A 22,671-nucleotide genomic window follows, 5' to 3' on the forward strand; every position below is an offset into this window, starting at 1 on the left:
CATGAAAAAAGCTGCTAAAATAGTAAAATGATAACGTATATTTGCCCCCTATCTATTTACCTAATCTACTCTAAGACATGAGAAAAACGTGTTTACTCTTTGTTATGCTGTTTACTGTTGCACTTGGGTTTTCCCAATCGGGAAAATACTGGAGTGTGGTTTCGCAGGAGCAGGCAGCCCGGATGGGCGATGTTAAAGAAGACTTTGCAGATGCAAGGCCGGGAATAACCTTTGTTACTCTAAATACAAGCGAACTTAAAGCTGTACTTGCCACCGCCCCGCAGCGCTGGAGCGGAGCACAGGGCATAGTGGTGAGCATACCTAATGTTGCGGGCGGTACCGAACGTTTCAGGATATTTGAGGCGTCAAACTTTTCTCCGGAGCTACAGGCGCAGTTTCCTGATATCCGTTCGTACGCGGGCAGCGGTATTGATGACCCTACCGCCCATTTAAGGATAAGCTTTGCGCCAAACGGCATACAGAGCATGGTACTTAGGGCTAACAGGGAATCAGAATTTATAGAACCTTATACCCGCAACCATGCGGTATATGCGGTATTTAATTCGGCCGATAAAAGGGCTAACGGCGCGTTACCGTTTACCTGTACTACCAAAGAAGACCACAGCCTTGAAAGAAAGGCGGCTTCTGCGGCTAAATCGGCACTGGCAAGCGACCAGAAATTCAGGACGCTAAGGCTTGCCCTGTCGTGCACGGGCGAATATGGCCAGTTTCACGGAGGTACCGTAGCCGGTGCCCTCGCCGGGATGAATGCCACCATGACCCGCGTTAACGGCGTGTATGAAATAGACCTTGCGCTTAACCTTATTTTAATTGCAAACGAATCGACTATTATATACACTAACCCAAGTACCGACCCTTATTCTAATGCTAACAACATGGATAACTGGAACAACGAGCTACAGGCCAATCTTACTGCTGTAATAGGCTCGCCTAACTATGATATTGGGCACCTTTTTGGAGCATCGGGCGGTGGCGGCGATGCAGGCTGTATAGGCTGCGTGTGCGGTACAGGTAAAGGCAGCGGTATTACATCTCCAAGCAATAACTCTCCGCAGGGCGATACTTTTGATATTGATTTTGTAGCACACGAAATGGGCCACCAACTGGGGGCTTTCCACACGTTTACACACAATTATGAAGGTAATGGATCTCAAACCGAACCGGGTAGCGGTACTACCATTATGGCCTATGCCGGTGTTACGGGCAGCTATGATGTACAGCAGCATTCTGACGATTATTTTACCTATACCAGCATTCGCGATATTCAGGACAACCTTGCTACTAAAAGCTGCCCTGTGGTTACAGACCTTACAAACCCTGCTTTTACCATAAATGCAGGCCCTAACTACACCATACCTAAAGGTACAGCCTTTAAGCTCACGGCTGTAGGCACAGAGGAAAACCCTGCCAATATAACTTATGTATGGGAGCAGAATGACCTTTCTACAAACGGTACCAGTGGCGATAACAGTTTAGCGATACCTACTAAATCGTCTGGCCCACTTTTCCGTTCTTTCCCACCTTCATCATCAACGGTAAGATATTTCCCAAAATTCAGGTCAGTGTTAAATAATGAGCTTGAAAGCGACTGGGAGTCGGTATATAATGCAAATACTTCAAGGACATTGCATTTTATGCTTACAGGAAGGGATAACCTTGCCGATGGCGGGCAAACCAGTAGTGATGAGGTAAGTGTAATTGTGAGGAGCACTTCAGGCCCGTTTGTTGTTACGTCGCAAAACGCAGATGTGGCTCCATGGGCGGTAGGCAGCACGCAAACCATTACATGGGATGTGGCAAATACTACTGCAAACAATATTAATACAAGCCAGGTAAATATACTGCTTTCTATAGATGGCGGCGAAACCTTCCCTATAACGCTGGCAGCAGCTACCGCTAACGATGGCAGCGAGAATATTGTGGTGCCAGCCGGTTCAGAAAGTGTGCATTGCCGTATACTTATAGAGGCTGTGGACAATATTTTTTACGCGGTTAACGCGACCGAATTCCTTATAGGCTACTCTCTGGAAACGACCTGCCAAACGTATACCAACAGTACGGGTTTTTCTATTCCGGATAATGTGAGTACCTATACAACACAGAACCTTTCTATAACTGATGCCCCTACAAACATTACTGATATTAATGTAACGGTTAACGCTACACACCCTTATGTGGGCAACCTTACCATAAGTGTACAGGGGCAAAACAACCAGATTAAAACACTGTGGAGCCAGCAATGCTCTACAAACGACAATATTAATGTTACCTTTAGCGATGGTGCACCTGCGGTAACTTGTGCAAGCCCTACTACAGGAACGTATAAGGCGGTGGGGAACATTAATGAACTTATAAGTACTGACAATAATGGTAATTGGAGGCTGCGCGTGCGCGATACAGCGGCAGGTAATGTGGGCAGTATCAACTCCTGGTCTGTAGAGCTTTGCGGGCAAACCGCGGTTCCGCTTCCTCCGCTGGGTATTGATAATTTTGGTCTTAGCAATTTCATGGTTTATCCTAATCCTAACAATGGCTCGTTTACAGTTTCTTTTAATTCTGAAACCAATAGCAAGATACAGGTTATGGTGTATGACCTTAGGGGCAGGCAGGTATATGATAATGCGTTTACTAATACCGGTGTATTCTCCGGCAATGTAAACCTTAACAGTGTGCAAAAAGGTGTTTACCTTTTAAACGTACAGGATGGTAACCGCAAGGAAACCCGTAAAATTGTAGTAGAGTAATCAGTACTCATACTATATAAAAAATGGCGCCCACCGGGCGCCATTTTTTATATAGTATATTTTTCTACAAAAGCTATTTACCGTTAAACGTACTCATGGTATTGGCAAGGCCGCTCAGGGTAAATTCCCGTATGGCATCTGCCGATTTATCCAGCCTTTCAGGGAGCTTTGCTTTTTCGTCGTCGCCCCATTCGCCCAGCACATAGCTTACCTGCTGGCCTTTTTTAAATTCGTCGCTAATGCCAAACCTAAAGCGGGGATACTCCGAGCTGTTTAGCAGCAGCTGGGTGTTCTTAAGCCCGTTGTGCCCGCCATCGGTACCTTTTGCCTTAATGCGTATGGTGCCAAAGGGTATGTTGAGGTCATCGGTTACCACCAGCAAATTTTCTTTGGGGATATTTTCTTTATCCAGCCAGTATTTTATAGCCTTGCCGCTAAGGTTCATATAAGTGTTAGGCTTTAGCAGTATCAGGGTACGGCCCTTTAGCTTATATTCGGCTACCATGCCCAGCTTTGCCACCTGCCAGCTCAGGCCTTCCTGCTGCACTATACGGTCCAGTATCTTAAAGCCTATATTGTGGCGCGTGTTTACATATTCGGCGCCGGGATTGCCCAGCCCCGCGATAAGGAATTTTTTCATTGGGTCAAGAGGTTCTTGTTCTTTTTTAGCAAAAAGGTTGGTAAGCCATTTCATGAGGCAAAGATAAAATTTTAGATGGTTAGTGTATTGGTATTTTAGAATTTTAGATTGTTCGGTTGCATGATTACTACTGTAAAACAATTGAAATATGACTTAAACGTTTAGAATTAATTGCCGGCAAGGTCGTCATAGTTACAAATTACATTTTTAGTTGCAATATTTATAAAAGTGTTAATTTTAAGGAAATTGTTGTTTTTAACAAGTTTTTAACTTTTTTTTATTTATTAAATTATTAACATTGTTTTAATCAACAACCAAGTTAAATTATTCAATTCTTTAAGGGATCGCCAACATCCTGTCTCAAAACTTAGTATTAGTTTAATAGCACTGTAATTTATAGTGCCGGGTTTTTATACCCTTTTTTAAAATCAGGACAAGCTTGTTCAATTATATTTTTTTACAAACCTTTTAATTATTATTTTTATGAAAAAAGTTTTATTTAGTGTATTGGCTCTGATAGCCATGAGCAGTGGGATGAAAGCCGCGTCGCTAAAATTGTCAACCTCTGTAGAAACCAAAAGTATTATTGTTGATTACGTTGCCAAAACAAATAACATTGTCTTGCATAGTATGGATACAGCTGATGTTTTTGGATGTAGATATTGGTATATAATTTACGATAGAGACAGAAATATTGTTGACGCAGGTGTTTGGACATCTTCAAGTTCAGGCTGTGTTCAAGAATTTACAAAATTTCTTTGGGAAAGCACGCCAGAAGGAGGTTCATCTAGTTCTGGAATTTAATAAGTAACATAGAACGAAAGGAGCAAATCCTTCCGTCATTTTAAAATTAATTTTATGATTTTACGATTATTACTGCTTTTTTTTCTATTTGTTCATCCTTTTTATATTTCAGCCCAGACTGATAAAGAGTTCAGTGTAGAGTACAAAAGATATAATGATAGCAGTATGCCAAATATCTATATGAATACATTATGGATTAAAGGGGATTGCTCTATTTTTCAAAGTAAACTTTATACCCAGGTTGACTGGGAAGAAAAGATGGTTAAAGATACCACTGGGGTAACGGTTAGGAAAAAGCCGATGACATTTGACCCGCTATTAAAGATTGATATTTCTAAAAAACAAATGTTTTTTTATGACAAAATAGGTAATAACATGATGCTTGTAAGTGATACTTATTATGATTTTAAATGGATTATCACTGAAGATAGAAAAAAAATAGCAGGATTTACTTGCAGTAAAGCTACCACTAGTTATCGTGGACGCAACTGGGTTGCCTGGTTTACAACTGATATCCCAATCTCTTTTGGTCCCTGGAAACTGCACGGCTTGCCGGGCCTAATTCTTGAAGCGTATGATGCAGACCATCTAACAACATTTGTCGCAGAAAAAATTGAACAAAAAAAAGGCTCATTATTCGAAAAGGATTTTGGCAGTATATATGAGCATACTAATGCTAAGCCTATTTCTAACCAGCAGTTTATGGCAGATACAGATGAGTATTATTATAATATCAAAAAACAATATGCTGTTGACGGGGTATCTATTGAAAAAACCAAGTATCCCAGAACTGGGCCGGAACTCAAATATGAATGGGAGTAATACTAGTGTTTCGAAACAACTTTATTTTACTTTTTCTCTTTTTCACCTTATCCGCTTTTTCGCAAACCGAAATTAGCGGCAGGGTAACTAGTGTATCGGGAGAAACGTTACCGGGGGCATCGGTATTGCTTAAAAACAGCGCCCAAGCTATTGCTGCATACAGTATTACCGAGGATAATGGCCGGTACATGCTTGAGGCTAAAACGCCCGGAGACTTTACCATTGAGGTTAATTTTCTGGGGTATGAAAAGCTGGTATTTGCTATAACTGTAGTCGATGATAAAGCCATTAAAAAAGATTTTATCCTTAAAGAAGGCGGCGAGATGCTGCGGGAGGTAGTTATAGAAGCCGAAGCCCCGGTAAAGCGCCGCGGCGATACGCTAAGCTATGACGCCAAGGCACTAAGCACCGGGCACGAGGTGGTGGTAGAAGACCTGCTTAAAAACATACCGGGCATAACCATAGATGCAGACGGCACCATAAAATATGGCGACACCACTATAGAAAAAGTAATGGTAGACGGCGACGACCTTTTTAACAAGGGCTATTCGCTGCTTACTAAAAATATGCCTACCCAGCCGCTGGATAAGATAGAAGTGCTGCGCAACTATTCTAAAAACAAGTTGTTGAAGGGTATTGAAAATCCTGATGGTGTGGCGCTAAACCTTACTATCGACGAGAAATTTAAAACAATATGGTTTGGCAACCTTACCCTGGGTGGCGGTAATAATGAGCGGTATAAGGCATCGGGCAACCTGATGAACTTTGGTAAAAAATATAAGAATTTTTTTAGTGCTTCGGCAAACAACGCGGGTATTGACGATGTGGGTAATATAGAAGATATGCGCTACAACGCATCGGATATTGAAACTATAGGCATGAATAGCAGGGCATCGCAGGCCATGTACCTGGGTGCCGGCGTAGTGCGCATTGATGCCAGCCGTGCGCGCTTTAATAATAACAAGCGTGCAAATTTTAGCACCATAATGCCACTGGGCAATAAAACAAAGTTGCGCCTTAACGGCTTTTTGGGTTTTGACCGCCTTAATACCTACCAGAGTTCTTATTCGGTATACGATTTTGGCGATACCTATTTTGCTAACAGCCAGGTAAACAATACGTCTACAGGGGTGCGCACGGGATATGCCAGCGCGTATATAACCAGCGACCTTTCTGCAACGCAAATGCTGCAAAGCCTTACTACGATAAATAATGGTAAAAACGATTTTGACAACAGCCTTGTTTTTAATGGGGTGCCTACTAACGAGCAACTGCTTACAAAAAATACCTATATAGACCAGCAGCTTACCTATACCCGTAAGTGGAAAGACCGCAACGTGGTGCTGCTTAAAAGCCGGTTTTTAAACGACCGCCTGCCGCAAACCTATGGTGTAGACGATTACCTAATGGGCGATTTATTTACCTACGATAACATTAACGCGGTGGGCAATAAAGTAAACAGCCTTATGCAGTATGCGGGGCTTCAGGCAGATTTTAAGCTGAAACAAAAAAACAACGACCTCGTAGCTTTTACAGTAGGTTTTGAAAACCACCATGATAACATTGCCACGCAGTTTAGCCTGTTTACCGATGCCGGTACCGTTAGGCCGGATGATTTTCAGGCTGATGCGTCGTATAATGTGGGAGATTTGTATGCTGACAGCGGCTATACCTGGAAGTTTAAAAAGTTTTCGGTAGACGGAACGCTGAGTGCGCACCTTCTCTTTAACCGTTTTGAAAATGGGACAGGAACCATGTCTAATCAAAATCCGTTTTATATAAACCCTACACTTAACGCGAAATGGCAGCTTGGCCCGGATAATTTTTTGTTTGCAGGTTATACTTATAATGTTACTAACAGTAATATTTTACAGGTTAACGATGCCTACTTGCTTACCTCTTCCCGTGGCTTTAATAAAGGGTTGGGGCGTTTTAACCAGCTTGAAAGCAGTAGGGCCACTGTAGGGTATTCTGCAAGGCATTACCTAAACAGGTACGGTTTTTCGGTAGGGCTTAATTATTCAAAGCAAAACGATGTACTATCATACCGCAGCCAGCTCGACCAAAACAGTTCGCTTTCAGAAGCTTTTATTATGCGGGGAGGGGATAGTGAAGGTATTACAATAAGCTCACATTATGTGGTGAGGGCACTAAATGGTACGGTGGGCTTTACTGCAAATGGGTTTCGCGCGGTTTATTATAACCAGGTAAACGGTTCAGGTCTGAGGAAGAATATTTCCTATAACCAAATATATAAGCTGAGCTGGAACAGTAGTTTTAAGTCGGCATTTAATTTTAAACTGGGGTCTGAATGGAATTTCTCGCAGGTACAGTCTGATTATACCTTTAAAAATACTTCAAAAACCAGTTACCTCGACCTTATTTACGCGTTAACAGAAAAGATCGATATAAAGGCAAGGGGAGAGCATTATAACTTTGGCGGGCTTGATGGGAATAACAATTATTTTTTCGCAGATTTTGAAGCAACTTATAAGTTTAGAAAAGATAAATATGCCCTGATGCTTGAGGGGCGCAACCTTTTTAATACTGATACTTTTACTACCTATAGCGTTAGTGATTTGGGGTATACCACAAGTTCGTTCAGGCTATTGCCGCGGTATGTAATGTTGTCGTTTAGATTTAGGTTTTAGATTGGATTATTGAATAATCCAACAAAAAAAGCGCCCCATAATGGAGCGCTCTTGATATATCCGGAAGATAAAATTATTTTTTCTTTCCTTTTGCAGGAGCTTTTGCAGCTTTTGCAGCCTCCTGGGCCGCTTTTAGGGCAGCACGAGAGATACGAACCTGAGCGATAACGGTGTTGTCCGGCTGAAGCAGTTTAAAGTTGTTCTGCTCAAGTTTAGTAATGTAAAGTTTGTTACCCATTTCAAGTTCAGAAATGTTAGCCTCTACAAAGTCAGGCAGGTTTGCAGGAAGCGCACGCACTTTAAGCTTACGCTGGTTAAGGCGAAGTACACCACCACCCAGTACACCAGGAGAAGTTCCTGTAATTTTTACCGGTACATCCATCGTGATTTCTTTATCATCGTGAAGCTGGTAAAAGTCGATGTGCAGTATAGCGTCGCTTACCGGGTGAAACTGAATGTCCTGTAGGATAGCATTATACGTTTTGCCGCCAAGGTCAATTACTACCGTGTGCACGTTAGGAGTGTAAACAAGGCTTTTAAATGCCTTAGCTTCCGCAATAAAATGTACTGGCTGCTCTCCTCCGTATAACACGCAAGGAACCATTCCAGCATTACGTGCCGTACGCGTTGCCGCTTTACCCACGCTTTCTCTTTCAGATCCGTTGATCGTAATTGATTTCATTTGAAATAATTAAATATTAATAAAAAATAAGTTACTGTAAAAATTTGCCGCTTATCGAATTGTTGTTCTGCACCATGTGCATTACCTCTGCAAACAGACCCGCGCAGGTTACCACCTTAATTTTAGAGGTTGCCTGTTTAAGCGGTATACTGTCGGTAACAATAAGTTCCTTCAGTGCCGATTCTTCAATCTTTTCATAAGCCCCGCCGCTCAGTATGGGGTGGGTACAAATAGCGCGCACGCTAAGTGCCCCTTTTTCCATCATTAGCCCGGCTGCTTTTGCAAGCGTACCGCCCGTATCTATCATATCGTCTACCAGTACTATGTTTCGGCCTTTAACATCGCCTATCAGTTCCATGGTTTCAATCTTGTTTGCCTCTTTGCGCTGCTTGTAGCAAATAACCACATCGCTGCGCAAAAATTTGCTGTAAGCGTAAGCCCTTTTACTACCACCCATATCTGGTGAGGCTATGGTAAGGTTTTCAAGGTTCATGGCCTGTATGTGTGGTACAAAGATAGTTGATGCAAACAGGTGGTCTACCGGTTTCTCAAAAAATCCCTGTATCTGGTCTGCGTGCAGGTCCATGGTCATTATCCTGGTTGCACCCGCGGTTTCTAACAGTTTTGCCACAAGTTTTGCCCCTATAGGAACGCGCGGCTTGTCTTTACGATCCTGGCGTGCCCAGCCAAAATAAGGTATTACAGCGGTAATGTGCCGTGCCGATGCCCTTTTTGCAGCATCTATCATAAGCAGCAACTCCATAAGGTTATCTGAAGTAGGGAAGGTAGAGCATACTAAAAAAACCCTTAACCCGCGTATAGATTCTTCAAATGAAGGCTGAAATTCGCCGTCGCTATAGTGGGAAAGCGAAATCCTTCCCAGCGGTATACCATAATGCTCTGCCATTTTCTCGGCAAGGTAGGTGCTTTGCGAACAGGCAAATATCTTGGCTTCCGGCTCAATGTATGACATCTCAAAAAACTGTTTAGTAGTTAGTTAGTGTGTTGTGTTTCTAAACAGGGTGCAAATTTAGAAATTTAATTCCACACAGAAAGTAAATTATTGCCTAATTTTCATTAAATTAAATAATATTTTCTACATTTGCAGCCGTTTAAACACCATAATCACTTTGCCTGGATGGCGGAATTGGTAGACGCGCACGACTCAAACTCGTGTACTACGGTGTGTGGGTTCGATTCCCACTCCAGGTACTGAACGGGAGACTCTTGAAAAAGAGTCTCCTTTTTTATTTTCTAATCCTTCGAAAGGTTTGTTATATTTGGTAATACGGTCTAATGAGTAATATTCATATTCTTTAATTAGCATGTTTTGACTAATTCGATAATTCCATTTGAAGGCTTTAATGCTCCCAGAGCCTATTTCAAAGCTGAGTCTACAAAGTCTGGTTTGTAGGGCTCACTACAGTTTTGCACATCTGTAGAAGTAATAAGGTACTTTGTTTTGCCATTGGTCCTTCACAGTTACCGCAATAAAAAAATCATTAATGGGAATTAGGATTTAGTTCCCGATTTTTTATTGATTTAGTGTCCTTTCCATTCTGAACTTTATAGAATAGAGCCTCAGGTATAATAGCTTCATATAATCCTTCTATTACTGTATATTTCATGGTTTTAGAGGTCAATTACGACAGCATAGAGAATGTTGTCTAATACCCTCCTAATTGAGCTTTTTAAGAAACAACAAAAGCCTCCGGTATTCCGAAGGCTTTTGAAGTATTAATAGATTAATTTATATTATTTTCCTTTCAGCACTACGAAGCTTTTAGTAATGCCTTTGGCATTTACATATACCAAATAACTGCCTTCCTGGATTTCTTGCATGTTTATAACACCTTCAGTTGAGTTCCATTGCTGGTCTATTACTTTTTGCCCCAGTATAGTATACACGCTTACTGATTCTATCATCGCAGATGAAACAATAGTAAGGTTGTCTTTTACCGGGTTAGGGAAGTAGCTAAGCGTAACGTCGCGCACAGGATCTGTTACCTTAAGGATTTCTGATATAGTAACCGCAAGATAGCCCGACTCACAACCATCAACAGTTTGCGTGGCATAGTAGGTGGTACCAGCTATAAGTACTGTACCCTCCGGTAACGAATTGCTAGCCGCCACGTCTTCTGCCGAAGCATACCAGTGTATATCTGTTCCGGTTACAACAATGTCTTCAATAGTTGCAGGGGCTGCAATTTGTTGTATTGCGGCACCCTGAGGCGCGCTAACTACATTAACAACAATAGCCACAGCCGTACGTGTACTCTCGCAGTTATTTAATGTTTGTGAAACATAATACGTTCCAGTTGCTAAAGCCGTGGTTCCTGCAAGTTGTGTACCGCCGGTTAAAGCAGCGTACCATTTAAGCGAGGTACCTGTTGCGGTTAAATTGGCAACGGTAGCGCTGTTACATAATGATTGGGCTGAAGCTGTTGGTGCGGCTGTTACGTTTATAGTAACTGCAACTGCCGTACGGGTACTTTCGCAGCCATTTAATGTTTGTGAAACATAATATGTGCCGGTGGCTAAGGCCGTGGTTCCTGCAAGTTGTGTACCGCCGGTTAAAACAGCATACCATTTAAGTGAGGTGCCTGTTGCGGTTAAATTGGCAACCGTACCGCTGTTACAAAACGTTTGTGCAGAAGCGGTTGGTGCTGTTGTTACGTTTATCGTTACCGCCACTGCCGTACGTGTACTCTCGCAGCCGTTTAGTGTTTGTGAAACATAATAAGTACCTGTTGCAAGGGCTGTAGTTCCTGCAAGTTGTGTGCCGCCGGTCAGGTTGGCATACCATTTAAGTGAGGTGCCTGTGGCTACAAGGTTGGCAACGGTAGCGCTGTTACAGAACGATTGTGCGGAAGCTGTCGGTGCGGTTGTTACATTTACAGTTACCGCTACAGCCGTACGTGTACTTTCACATCCGCTTATGGTTTGCGATACATAATATGTACCTGTTGCTATTGTTGTTGAAGCCGTTAATGCAGTACCACCCGTTGCAGCGGCATACCACTGAAGTGATGTTCCTGTCGCAATAAGGTTGGCAACCGTAGCGCTGTTACAGAACGACTGTGCGGATGCCGTTGGAGGTGTAGTAACATTTATCGTTACCGCCAAAGCAGTACGTGTACTTTCGCAGCCATTTAATGTTTGAGATACATAGTATGTGCCATTGGCAAGTGCTGTAGTTCCGGCAAGTTGTGAACCGCCGGTTAAAGCAGCGTACCATTTAAGCGAGGTACCTGTTGCGGTTAAATTGGCAACGGTAGCGCTGTTACAGAATGATTGGGCTGAAGCTGTTGGTGCGGCTGTTACGTTTATAGTAACTGCAACTGCCGTACGGGTACTTTCGCATCCATTTAATGTTTGTGAAACATAATATGTGCCGGTGGCTAAGGCCGTGGTTCCTGCAAGTTGTGCACCGCCGGTTAAAGCAGCATACCATTTAAGTGAGGTGCCTGTTGCGGTTAAATTGGCAACCGTACCGCTGTTACAAAACGTTTGTGCAGAAGCGGTTGGTGCTGTTGTTACGTTTATCGTTACCGCCACTGCCGTACGTGTACTTTCGCAGCCATTTAGCGTTTGTGAAACATAATACGTTCCGGTGGATAAAGCAGTTGTTCCTGCAAGTTGAGTGCCACCGGTCAGGTTGGCATACCATTTAAGTGAGGTGCCTGTTGCGGTTAAATTCGCTACCGTGGCACTGTTACAGAACGATTGTGCTGAAGCGGTTGGTGCAGCTGTTGTAGTTATCGTAACCGCTACTGCCGTACGGGTACTTTCGCAGCCGTTTAGTGTTTGTGATACATAATAGGTCCCAGTGGCTAAAGCAGTTGTTCCTGCAAGTTGTGCACCGCCGGTTAAAGTAGCGTACCATTTAAGTGCCGTACCGATTGCGGTTAAATTCGCTACAGTAGCACTGTTACAGAACGTTTGTGCTGAAGCCGTTGGCGCTGCTGTTAGGTTTATAGTAACCGAAACCGCCGTACGGGTACTTTCACAACCTGCTATGGTTTGCGATACATAATATGTACCGGTTGCTAGTGTTGTTGAAGCCGTTAATGCAGTACCTCCTGTCAGGGCAGCATACCATTGTAAACCAGTTCCGGCAGCAGTAAGGTCAGCTACCGTAGCACTATTACAGAACGATTGTGCTGAAGCGGTTGGTGCAGCTGTTGTAGTTATGGTTACCGCCACAGCAGTACGTGTACTCTCGCAGCCATTTAGTGTTTGAGATACGTAATAGTTTCCGGTGGCTAAAGCGGTTGTTCCTGCAAGTTGTGCACCTCCGGTTAAAGCAGCATACCATTTAAGGCCGGTGCCTGTTGCGGTTAAATTTGCTACAGTAGCACTGTTGCAGAACGATTGTGCTGAAGCTGTTGGTGCAGCTGTTGTAGTTATCGTAACCGCTACTGCCGTACGTGTACTTTCGCAGCCATTTAGCGTTTGTGAAACATAATACGTTCCGGTTGCTAAAGCCGTGGTTCCTGCAAGTTGTGAACCTCCGGTTGCAGTTGCATACCACTTAAGCGCAGTACCTGTGGCTACAAGGTTGGCAACGGTAGCACTATTACAGAAGGTTTGAGCAGAAGCGGTTGGTGCGGTTGTTACATTTACAGTTACCGCTACAGCCGTACGTGTACTTTCGCAGCCGTTTAGCGTTTGTGATACATAATAGGTCCCAGTGGCTAAAGCCGTGGTTCCTGCAAGTTGTGAACCGCCGGTTAAGGCAGCGTACCATTTAAGCGCAGTACCTGTTGCGGTTAAATTTGCTACAGTAGCACTATTACAGAACGTCTGTGCATAAGCCGTTGGTGCAGCTGTTGTAGTTATCGTTACAGCTACTGCGGTACGGGTACTTTCACAGCTATTGAGCGTTTGTGAAACATAATAGGTTCCGGTTGCTAAAGCCGTGTTTCCTGCAAGTTGTGTGCCGCCGCTTAGGTTGGCATACCATTTAAGACCTGTGCCTGTTGCAACAAGGTTAGCAACAGTTGCGCTATTACAGAATGATTGTGCTGAAGCTGTTGGTGCTGCTGTTGTAGTTATCGTAACTGCAACTGCTGTACGTGTACTTTCGCAGCCATTTAGTGTTTGTGATACATAATAGGTCCCAGTGGCTAAAGCCGTGGTTCCGGCAAGTTGTGCACCTCCGGTTAAAGCAGCGTACCATTTAAGTGAGGTACCTGTTGCGGTTAAGTTTGCTACGGTTGCACTGTTACAGAACGATTGTGCTGAAGCGGTTGGCGGCGCAGTAACATTAATAGTTACCGATATTGCATTTCTGGCACTTTCGCATGAGTTAAGCGTTTGCGACACGTAGTAAATTCCGTTTGTAAGCGCTGTTGTACCTGCAAGTTGTGTGCCTCCTGTCGGGTTAATATACCATTTAAGTGCTGTTCCTGTCGCGGTTAAGTTGGCAACCGTGGCGCTGTTACAAAATACCTGGTCAGGTGCAGACGGTATCGGGGTAACGTTTATAGATACAGCTACCGCTGTCCTGGGGCCTTCGCAGCCGTTTAGCGTTTGAGATACGTAGTAGTTTCCATTTGCTAAAGCCGCAGTTCCGGCAAGTTGAATGCCACCTGTTAAAGCAGGATACCATTTAAGGCCGGTGCCTGTCGCGGTTAAGTTTGCAACCGTCGCGCTGTTACAGAATGATTGTGCTGAAGCCAATGGAGCTGGTGTATTACAGCCGCCACATTGCACAGACCTTGTCCTGTCGATTTGTGCCGAGCCACATGCAGCATTAGAATGCGTGTAAAAACGCACCGTACCGCTATAGGCAGCACTGTTCCATACAATTGGCGTAATACCTGCTGCGTAGACAACAGTACCTGCCGTATTGGTTATGGTAATATAATCAGTTGCTGTAGAGCTTGTATAGGTATAAGTAGTGTTAGCTTGTGTAGTTACTAAACTATATTCGCCGGCCCAGCAATCTGTGGCAATAGGTTCAGCACTGCCGGTACATAGCGGGCTAAAGGTACTAGTAGGATACTGACCGTATATTGCTGTAGTACATCCTGTAGACAACGTGGTAAAGCTTGCGCCGGCTACCCAGCTGCCAGCACTACTGCCGCAAATGGCACGTACCCAGTAATAATAAGTGGTAGCAGCGGTAAGTGTACTTGTTGTAAAGTTTGTACTGGTTGTGCTTGTAGCTATAGCCATGCCTGCAGCCGGAGCCGTAGGCGAGGCAGACACATAAACCTGGTAGCCGGTAGGAGGCCCTGTTGAGGCTGCCGTCCAGCCCATGGTGGCCGCTGTTGCTGTAATGCCCGAAGTGTTAAGCGTCGATGGCGTTCCGCACGAGCCCGGCGCAAGGGTAAGCGTCCAGCTTAAGGTAAATGTACCCGCGTCGCCGGCTTCATAGCCATCCTGTATCCAGTTTGCCCTTTGTGTTGTTCCGGTAGTATTAGTCCAGGTAACAACCTGGGTGTCCGGATCATCAAAACAATCAATTGTTGTAGAGGCATCACAGGTTCCTGTACCGAAATAATTTACAGAATCATAATTATTACTGGTCTGGCCTATGGTAATTGTAGCGCCTGCAGGCACATCGATATAAAATTGTAATTCCGGTGCACCGGAGCCTATTTCGCAGGTAGGGTTAAAATAGTCATCTGCCGCGCCTACTGTAGTGCCGGTATACGGGCTGGTAAGCGTAGCAAGGTTAATTGCGTTTCCACACGTATCTCCGGCAACTATGCCCGTAAATGGAGCCGATGTAACCCATTCGCTATAGGTGCCCGAACAGTTAGTGCGCACATGCAGGTAGTAGGTAAGCCCCGCTGTTATAGTATAGGAGGCTATAGAGGTAGCCGAAGTAGCCGTACCCGAAGCCGGTGGCGTAGCCGATGTGGTAACAGCATACTGGTAGCCGGTGGGCGTACTGGTAGCCGGTGCGGCCCAGCTAAGGGTTGCAGTGGTTAAAGAAAGCCCCGTACCCACAGGATTTTGTGGCAGGCCGCAGCTGCTGGCCGAAATTTTTGCTAAAAAAGCATCATAAGTACCGCCAGCGAACGTATTTTGGAAACCAGTCTGAGCAATACCCGTAGTACTATCTGTAACTCCCGAAAGATAAACAATATCATTGTTGCCTACTGCGCATGATTGCCCCCAATCAAGGCCTGAACCACCATAATAACTGCCCCATAAGCGGCCGCCACTAGTATTGAATTTAACAATAAATGCGTCGTATTCACCACCACCGTAAGTGTTCTGGAAACCTCCGCTTGCTATGCCTGAAGTACTGCCGGTAACACCGGATAGGTATATATTCCCGGAAATATCAACAGTGTTGGCATAGCTCTCTTCGTAGCCGGATCCTCCATAATAGGTGCCCCAGGACAGGGCTCCGTCAGTAGTAAACTTTGCCAGAAAGGCATCGTGCCCCAAAACGGTACTTTGAAAACCTCCGGATGCAATGCCGGTTGTGCTGCTTGTATCGCCACTTAAATATACATTTCCGGAACCGTCTGTAGAGCATCCCAAAGCATAATCGTCGGCTGTGCCTCCGTAATAGGTACCCCAAAGGCGTGAACCCGAGGTGTCAAACTTTGCAAGGAAAGCATTTGGGGTGTCTGTAGTTCCGGGTGCGGTACTAAGGTAACTTCCCGGACTTGAAATGCTTTCGGTGCTATTTGTGAACCCGCCAAGATAGATATTATTTAAACCATCTACAGCCAAACAGGTTGCAGAATCGCTATAATCGCCGCCATAATAAGTGGCCCACAGGCGCGAGCCACTGCTGCTGAATTTTACAAGGTAGGCATCATACTCGCCCCCTTGTGTATTTTGATAACCTCCCGATGCTATATTTAAAGGGCTAAGGGTATAGCCTGCAAGATAAACATTACCTGAACTGTCTACAACACAGTCATTGCCGGTATCATTATAGCCTCCGCCATAATAGGTGGCCCATATACGGGCGCCTGATGAATTGAATTTTACTAACAACGCATCATACGCGTCGCCTCCATAGGTGTTTTGGAATCCTCCCGAAGCCATGCCCGACGCGCTTCCTGTACTTCCTGCAAGATATATATTTCCTGAGCCGTCTATCTGGCACTCTCCTATACTCTCTTCGCCTGTGCCACCATAATAGGTAGCCCATAAACGTGCACCGGAAGCATTAAATTTTACAAGATACAAATCGCTTACGGCAGAGAAAGTAGTATCATAACCTCCTGATGCAATGCCCGATGTGCTTGTAGTATAACCTGAAAGGTATACGTTGTTACTGCTGTCTATATTGGTAAATGCTGAAAATTCATCGCCGCTGCCGCCATAGTAGGTAGCCCATACTACCTGTGGGTCTATCCTGTAAGGTTTGTCTTTAGGGAAGTTTGCCTGAAAGCTAAGCGATCCGTCTGCACTTTTAACAAAACGTGTAGCTATTTTACTGCCGTTTTCGTCGTAGCTTACTGGCCTTTTCTCGTGTACTTCACCCAGCTTTGTTTTTACTACCAGCTCTCCGTTTTCGATGTTTACTGAGTCGGCATCTTTTACCTTCAGTTTAATATCAGACGGCTTACCACCAGGGTGTATTATAAAGTCATATTCCATAAAACCGCCTTTGGTATAAATAACCCAGTCGATATTAGGGTAAATATTTTTATAGGTAATTTTTTCATACCCCTTTACATCAGTTATCCCGTTAGGGCAATGCGCCAGGTAAAAGTTTTCTACATACTCAGATTGTTTCTCTTTTACAATTTGAGCATTTTCGCTGGCACCTTCCAGTTGCACCGTAAAATGGTGGGTTTCAAGCCTGGCATTTTTTTTAGTTACCGAAAAATCTTTGCGTGACATTTTCGGTTTTCCTTCATTGCCTTTTTCAGCATGGGCAAACTGGTAATGTATGGCGGTTTTAGCCAGCCATAATTGTGTGCCGCCACTTTTTGCAGAAAACAGTATATCCGGGCGCGGATTACCCTTGGTATCTGCAACCTGGCCTTTGTTTTCCATAAAAACCAGCTTTTCACTACCGGTTTTTGACGCGGGCGATGGTTTACTAAGCTCTTGTGCTGAAGTAATTACACTAAGCAAGAGGCAACAAAAAAGTAAAAGTCTTTTCATTCTGTAGGTAATAATGATGGTTGTATAATAAAGATGCATCAAAGCCACTTTATTAGCTTTAAGCGTTAAGGAATAATAAGTGTTTTTTAGGGGTATGCGGGCAAAATCTGGCCTTGCCCCGGAAAACCAGGTTGCTTTTCTTTCAGGTATGGGTAATCATGTAAAAATTGATATATTGGTTATTGGTCGGGTCTTAAACAACATATATTGTGCTGATTTAAAAACTGCTGCAAATCTAATTAAAAAGTTTTAACATTTAATATGTGATTAAAAAAAATAACCCCTTACATACTTTTTTTGTTAAAAAACCTCATCAATTTATACCCGTTACCTGCTACCGCAGCATTGCTTAACGTGTGGGAGATATAAATATAACTGAAACATAAAATATGCAATAACAGGAATTCGCTGCACTCAAAATGAAGTTAATTGACAGGTGAAAATCCGTTCTGAAACTTTATGCCCGGTAACGCTCAACAAACAGAAGCTCTTCTTTTTTGGGTATTGCCAGGGGCATTATGGTTTTGTTTTTAAGCACAATTCTCCATAATCTTTCCTTTTTCATTTGACGTATAAAAAATTCTGAAATTTTTTAATATAATACCCGTGTATGATTTCTTCACGTTTGCATTACCTGTATTTATTTCTTTTGTAAAAGCAATTAATTTATGAATAATATTAAAAAAGTATAATTAAATAATATAAAACTTAGTATTTAAAAAAGACTATATTTGTTAGGAATACGCATACCTAAATGCTGCTAATCCTATTGAATTATAGTTAACTGATTTAGAAACACCAATACTAATGAATACAAATACATCAGTGAAAATCCTTAAAGAAAAAAAAGATGCCATCCTTGAACTTTGGGTTGCCAAACAAAAGGCTGAAGACAGTTATTTTAATGCAGATGACCAAAAAGAAGATTCAAGCGACTTTGCAACCGCTTTTTTAGAGGCGCTAAACGATGCGAATATAGAAGACCCAAATTCAAGGGGCTTTGATAAAGTGCATGAAGTGCTTATAGGCATATCTGTATCAAGGGCAAAAAGGGGGTTTTCTCCAAGGGAAACCGCAAACTACCTGTTTAGTTTTAAAGAATCTCTTTTAGAAGTGCTTGCCAATGAAATCAATGATTCGGCGTCGCTTTATGCAGAAAGCCTTAAGGTAAGCAGGATTATTGATAATATGGCCATACTTACTTTTGAAGGCTATATAAAGGGCCGTGAAGATGTTATTGCCAGGCAAACCGATGAAATTACCGAAATTTCTACCCCGGTTATACGTGTGTGGGAAGGCGTGGTGGCCCTGCCAATAATAGGTACCTTAGACAGTGCCCGCACGCAGGTGGTTATGGAGAACCTGTTACAGCAAATTGTTGAAACCGGCAGTACTATTGCCATATTAGACATATCGGGCGTGCCGGCAGTAGACTCGCTTGTAGCACAGCATTTAATAAAAACTGTAAGTGCAACCAGGTTACTTGGCGCTGAATGTATTATAAGCGGTATCAGGCCGGAAATTGCACAAATTGTTGTACACTTAGGAATCGACCTTTCTAACATCATAACTAAATCTACCCTGGCCAGCGCATTGCAAACGGCATTTAATATGCTGAGGCTTGAAGTAAATAAAAAGAAAGTTACTTATATAAATAGTTAGTGATGGAAAGGATTCCTATTTTAAAGATGGGTGATTTTCTCCTTGTCACCATACAGGTAGATTTATACGATCAGCTGGCAGAAAACCTCGAAACGGATCTTGTAAACTCGGTAAAGAAACACAATTCTAAAGGGGTACTAATCGATATTTCATCGGTTTCCATTATAGACTCATTTATGGGCCGTATTTTGGGAAACATTGGTATTATGTCCAGGATAATGGGGGCACAGTCTGTAATTGTAGGCATGCAGCCTGCGGTTGCCATGACTTTGGTTGAACTTGGCCTAACACTTACCGGGGTTGCCACTGCACTTAATGTTGAAAAAGGTATGGAACTTTTGCGTTCTAAAATTTTATTAAGTGACGGCTATGGCGATGACGATGACAACGACACTGAGTAAAGAAGACTTTCTCATAGTAAAAGAACAGGACGTAGTCCCATTTAGAAACAGGGTAAAAGAGGCTGCGGTTAAAATAGGCATGGGCATACTAAACCAGACCAAGCTTATAACAGCAGCCAGCGAACTTGTGCGCAACCTGCTTAAATATGGCGGTGGCGGTATGGTGATTATTGAGTCTGTAAATAACGGCAGGGAAAATGGCATTCGCCTTATTTTTACGGATAAAGGGCCCGGTATTGCCGATATAAACCTGGCTATGAGAGATGGTTATAGTACCGGTAAAAGCCTTGGCCTTGGCCTGCCCGGAACCAAAAGGCTGGTAAATGAATTTGATATACAGTCTACGGTTGGCGAAGGAACAACGGTTACTATAATAAAATGGAAGAATGGATAATACCGTTTTATTGTCTTATAAAATAGACGATCGCAGCTATGTGTCGTTTATTAAAAGAGAAATACATAATTTAGTTACGGGTGCGGGCTTTAGCCCGCAAAAGGTGGGAGAGGTAGATATTGTAGTTTCTGAAATTACTTCTAACCTTATAAAATTTGCTGAAACCGGAGAATTGCTTTATCGTTTAGCAGTTGATGAAAAAGGTAGCTTTTTCGAACTTTACTGCCTTGATAAAGGCAAAGGCATACGCAACTTATCGCGCATGATGCAGGATGGTATATCATCAACAGATACATTAGGGCAGGGCCTGGGCGCCATAGAGCGTTTAAGCAATGCCTCATCGGTATTCACGTTGCCTGACTGGGGTACGGTTATATACAGTAAAATATATCAAAAGGAAGCTACTACAGTTGAAAAACAGGGTGCCATTAATTTTGGTTCGGTTCAGGTGTGTTGTCCCGGGGAGACTGTTTGCGGCGATGGGTATAGTGTTAAGAAAATAGGCAAGGGCCTGCAGTTTTTTATGGGAGACGGCCTGGGGCATGGCATAAATGCCCATGAGGCAGTTACCGAAGCCATTGCTGCGTTTAACGATTGCAGGGAAACCAGCCCCGTACAGGTGTTGCGCCATATTCATGAAAATGTGAAAAAAACGAGGGGCCTGGTAGTTACCATAGCCTATCTCGACTTTACGTCCCAAAAATGGCTTCTATGCGGAGTAGGTAATATTTCTGCCCTCCTTTATACGGGGCTAATGGCTAAGAACTATACCCCTTATAACGGTATTGTGGGACATAATATACCGAGAACCCTTAACGATTCTGTACTTGACCTTCAACGCTACCAGACGCTTATAATGCATTCTGACGGGCTGAGGACCCGCTGGAACCTGGCTGATTTACCCGGTATACTAAAATATGAACCCAATATGATTGCTTCAGCCCTTTATAAGGATAATGCCAGGCATAATGACGATATGACTGTGTTTGTGGCAAAAATAAATATATAGTATGAAAGAGATTATCCGGATACGCCTTGATAACGAAATGGACCTGATACTGGCCCATAAGCGGGCTATGAAACTTGCTGAAATGTGCGGACTCATAATATCAGCCCAAACCAGGTTTGCCACGGCCGTGTCAGAAATAGCGCGCTGCTCTATAACTTATGGGCAAAATTCTCACCTCATACTGGGCATTAATTTTTTAAGCGGTGGCAAAAAAGAAATTAGCGCTGTAATTTATGATAATATAAACCTTTCTGAATGTAACCCCGAAGCATATGCTTATGCCGGGCGCCTTTCAAGAAACATAACTATAAATTTTAGCGATAATATATATGCTATAACACTAACGTTGCCAGTTCCATATTCCGGCATAATTTCCGAATCGCGCATTGCAGGGTTTACAGAGTATTTCCAGAGGGAAACACCGCTATCGCCTTATGATGAAATAAGGAAAAAAAACATACAGCTTATAGAGCTCTCTGAAAAACTTAGCGAGAGTGAGGGCAATTACAGGCAATTGACCGATACACTGCCTATGATTGTTTTTTCGGTAGCTGCTTCGGGAGAAATAACACTGTCAAACAAAAAGCTTACTGAAATGTTTGGCAACAGGTTTAAAGATTTTTCAACACCAGCAATAGCACAGATGTTTCACGCAGATGATACACCTGAAATAATTAAAGGATGGGAAGCTGCCCGCAGGAGAAAAACATCGTTTACCGGGCAGGCAAGGTTGCGGACTAAAGATGGATATATATGGCAAATGGTATCCGGGATGCCGATTAAAGACGAAAAAGGCGACATATCGGGATACATCATTTCTATGGTTGATATTAATGCGCAAAAGCTTATAGAAGAAACGCTTAAAGATAATAAGGAGCTAAGGAAAGTACAGGAAAGCCTAAAGGTTACAAACCTGGAATTATCGGCTAAGAATAGCGAACTTGAACAATTTGCCTATATTGCCAGCCATGATTTACAGGAACCTTTACGCAAGATCCGCAATTTTACATCGTTAGCAGAACGCGGCCTTACAGAAGAGGAACGGGAGAAAATGTATTTCCCTAAAATAAATGCCTCTGCCGAACGTATGTCGCGGCTGATTAAAGACGTGCTTAATTATTCTAAACTCGCTGTCGAAACGGAACGATTTGTATCGATTGACCTCAATACCGTTTTAAGGGATGTAACTGAAGATTTTGAATTTTTGATAAAAGAGAAAGAAGCTGTTATAACCATAGGCACACTCCCTGTAATTACAGGCATACCGGTACAGATAAGCCAGCTTTTTTATAATATAATGGGTAATTCGCTAAAATTTACAAATAAAAGGCCTGAAATAACTGTTAGTTCCCAATTAGTAACTATAGCGGAAGGCTCTGAAAAGGACGGCAGCTATAACAAAATTTTGGTGTCAGATAACGGTATTGGCATCGAAAAACAGTATATAAATAAAATTTTTACAATTTTTAAAAGGCTTCACCCACAAAATCAGTATGAAGGTACAGGGATAGGCCTGGCTTTATGTAAAAAGATTACTGAAAATCACAAGGGTTTCATGGATGTTGAAAGTGAGCCCGGCAGGGGCACTACGATTTATGTTTATCTTCCAGTATAACACCGCCTGTTTTGCAGCCCCGCTTCCTCCTGTGCTACATACACACCATAATCGGCTGGCCGGGATTTTTTAAAGACCCCTGGCACAAAGAAAACGCTATTGGATAGTAAAAAAGAAGCTGGTTATCTGTATT

13 protein-coding genes and 1 tRNA gene are annotated in these 22,671 nt (G+C 43.1%); 10 read left to right on the top strand and 4 right to left on the bottom strand.

Annotated elements, in window-relative coordinates; all coding sequences use genetic code 11:
* Positions 1 to 104 precede the first annotated feature (104 nt).
* Positions 105 to 2,765 carry a reprolysin-like metallopeptidase gene (locus ACLI09_RS02355; protein ID WP_411417976.1) on the top strand — a complete coding sequence of 887 codons (2,661 nt, stop codon included), beginning with the start codon at positions 105 to 107 and terminating at the stop codon, positions 2,763 to 2,765.
* A 73-nt stretch (positions 2,766 to 2,838) separates the two neighbouring features.
* Here ACLI09_RS02355 and pth read toward each other — a convergent pair whose 3' ends face one another.
* Positions 2,839 to 3,459, bottom strand: a complete 621-nt coding sequence (gene pth, locus ACLI09_RS02360; protein WP_411417977.1) for an aminoacyl-tRNA hydrolase — start codon at positions 3,457 to 3,459, stop codon at positions 2,839 to 2,841.
* Positions 3,460 to 3,888: 429 nt separating this feature from the next.
* On the opposite strand from pth, the gene ACLI09_RS02365 reads away from it, so the two are divergent.
* Genes ACLI09_RS02365 through ACLI09_RS02375 form a run of 3 tightly spaced genes read left to right on the top strand, consistent with a single transcriptional unit; the run spans position 3,889 to position 7,682 of the window.
* A complete protein-coding gene (locus tag ACLI09_RS02365) occupies positions 3,889 to 4,209 on the top strand; it encodes a hypothetical protein (RefSeq protein ID WP_411417978.1) in 321 nt (106 codons plus the stop codon).
* Positions 4,210 to 4,263: 54 nt separating this feature from the next.
* Positions 4,264 to 5,031, top strand: coding sequence for a GLPGLI family protein (locus tag ACLI09_RS02370; RefSeq protein ID WP_411417979.1), 768 nt, complete (start codon positions 4,264 to 4,266; stop codon positions 5,029 to 5,031).
* On the top strand, positions 5,022 to 7,682 hold the full coding sequence (locus ACLI09_RS02375; protein ID WP_411417980.1) for a carboxypeptidase-like regulatory domain-containing protein: 2,661 nt from the start codon (positions 5,022 to 5,024) through the stop codon (positions 7,680 to 7,682). Before ACLI09_RS02370 ends, ACLI09_RS02375 begins: the two co-directional genes overlap by 10 nt.
* A gap of 73 nt (positions 7,683 to 7,755) precedes the next feature.
* Here ACLI09_RS02375 and ACLI09_RS02380 read toward each other — a convergent pair whose 3' ends face one another.
* Positions 7,756 to 8,364 (bottom strand): 50S ribosomal protein L25/general stress protein Ctc, encoded by a 609-nt coding sequence (locus ACLI09_RS02380; RefSeq protein ID WP_411417981.1) that lies wholly within the window; start codon positions 8,362 to 8,364, stop codon positions 7,756 to 7,758.
* A gap of 31 nt (positions 8,365 to 8,395) precedes the next feature.
* The gene (locus ACLI09_RS02385; protein WP_411417982.1) at positions 8,396 to 9,337 is read right to left on the bottom strand and encodes a ribose-phosphate pyrophosphokinase; all 942 of its coding nucleotides are present in this window, start codon (positions 9,335 to 9,337) and stop codon (positions 8,396 to 8,398) included.
* Positions 9,338 to 9,496: 159 nt separating this feature from the next.
* Between ACLI09_RS02385 and ACLI09_RS02390 the strand changes: the two genes are divergently transcribed.
* Positions 9,497 to 9,576 (top strand) — tRNA-Leu (locus ACLI09_RS02390).
* 543 nt (positions 9,577 to 10,119) lie between these two features.
* Here the strand turns inward: ACLI09_RS02390 and ACLI09_RS02395 are convergent.
* The gene (locus tag ACLI09_RS02395; RefSeq protein WP_411417983.1) at positions 10,120 to 17,457 is read right to left on the bottom strand and encodes an SBBP repeat-containing protein; all 7,338 of its coding nucleotides are present in this window, start codon (positions 17,455 to 17,457) and stop codon (positions 10,120 to 10,122) included.
* A gap of 807 nt (positions 17,458 to 18,264) precedes the next feature.
* On the opposite strand from ACLI09_RS02395, the gene ACLI09_RS02400 reads away from it, so the two are divergent.
* Genes ACLI09_RS02400 through ACLI09_RS02420 form a run of 5 tightly spaced genes read left to right on the top strand, consistent with a single transcriptional unit; the run spans position 18,265 to position 22,538 of the window.
* Positions 18,265 to 19,119: an STAS domain-containing protein gene (locus ACLI09_RS02400; protein ID WP_411417984.1), complete on the top strand. Its 855-nt coding sequence runs from the start codon at positions 18,265 to 18,267 to the stop codon at positions 19,117 to 19,119.
* A gap of 2 nt (positions 19,120 to 19,121) precedes the next feature.
* Complete coding sequence (locus ACLI09_RS02405) at positions 19,122 to 19,520, top strand: STAS domain-containing protein (protein WP_411417985.1); 399 nt, start codon at positions 19,122 to 19,124, stop codon at positions 19,518 to 19,520.
* On the top strand, positions 19,501 to 19,914 hold the full coding sequence (locus tag ACLI09_RS02410; RefSeq protein WP_411417986.1) for an anti-sigma regulatory factor: 414 nt from the start codon (positions 19,501 to 19,503) through the stop codon (positions 19,912 to 19,914). The genes ACLI09_RS02405 and ACLI09_RS02410 overlap by 20 nt, the downstream gene beginning before the upstream one ends.
* Positions 19,907 to 20,923: a SpoIIE family protein phosphatase gene (locus ACLI09_RS02415; RefSeq protein ID WP_411417987.1), complete on the top strand. Its 1,017-nt coding sequence runs from the start codon at positions 19,907 to 19,909 to the stop codon at positions 20,921 to 20,923. Before ACLI09_RS02410 ends, ACLI09_RS02415 begins: the two co-directional genes overlap by 8 nt.
* A 1-nt stretch (position 20,924) precedes the next feature.
* Positions 20,925 to 22,538, top strand: a complete 1,614-nt coding sequence (locus ACLI09_RS02420; protein WP_411417988.1) for a sensor histidine kinase — start codon at positions 20,925 to 20,927, stop codon at positions 22,536 to 22,538.
* Positions 22,539 to 22,671 lie beyond the last annotated feature (133 nt).

The organism is Flavobacterium sp. RHBU_24 (assembly GCF_046613695.1).
Classification (GTDB): Bacteria; Bacteroidota; Bacteroidia; order Flavobacteriales; family Flavobacteriaceae; genus Flavobacterium.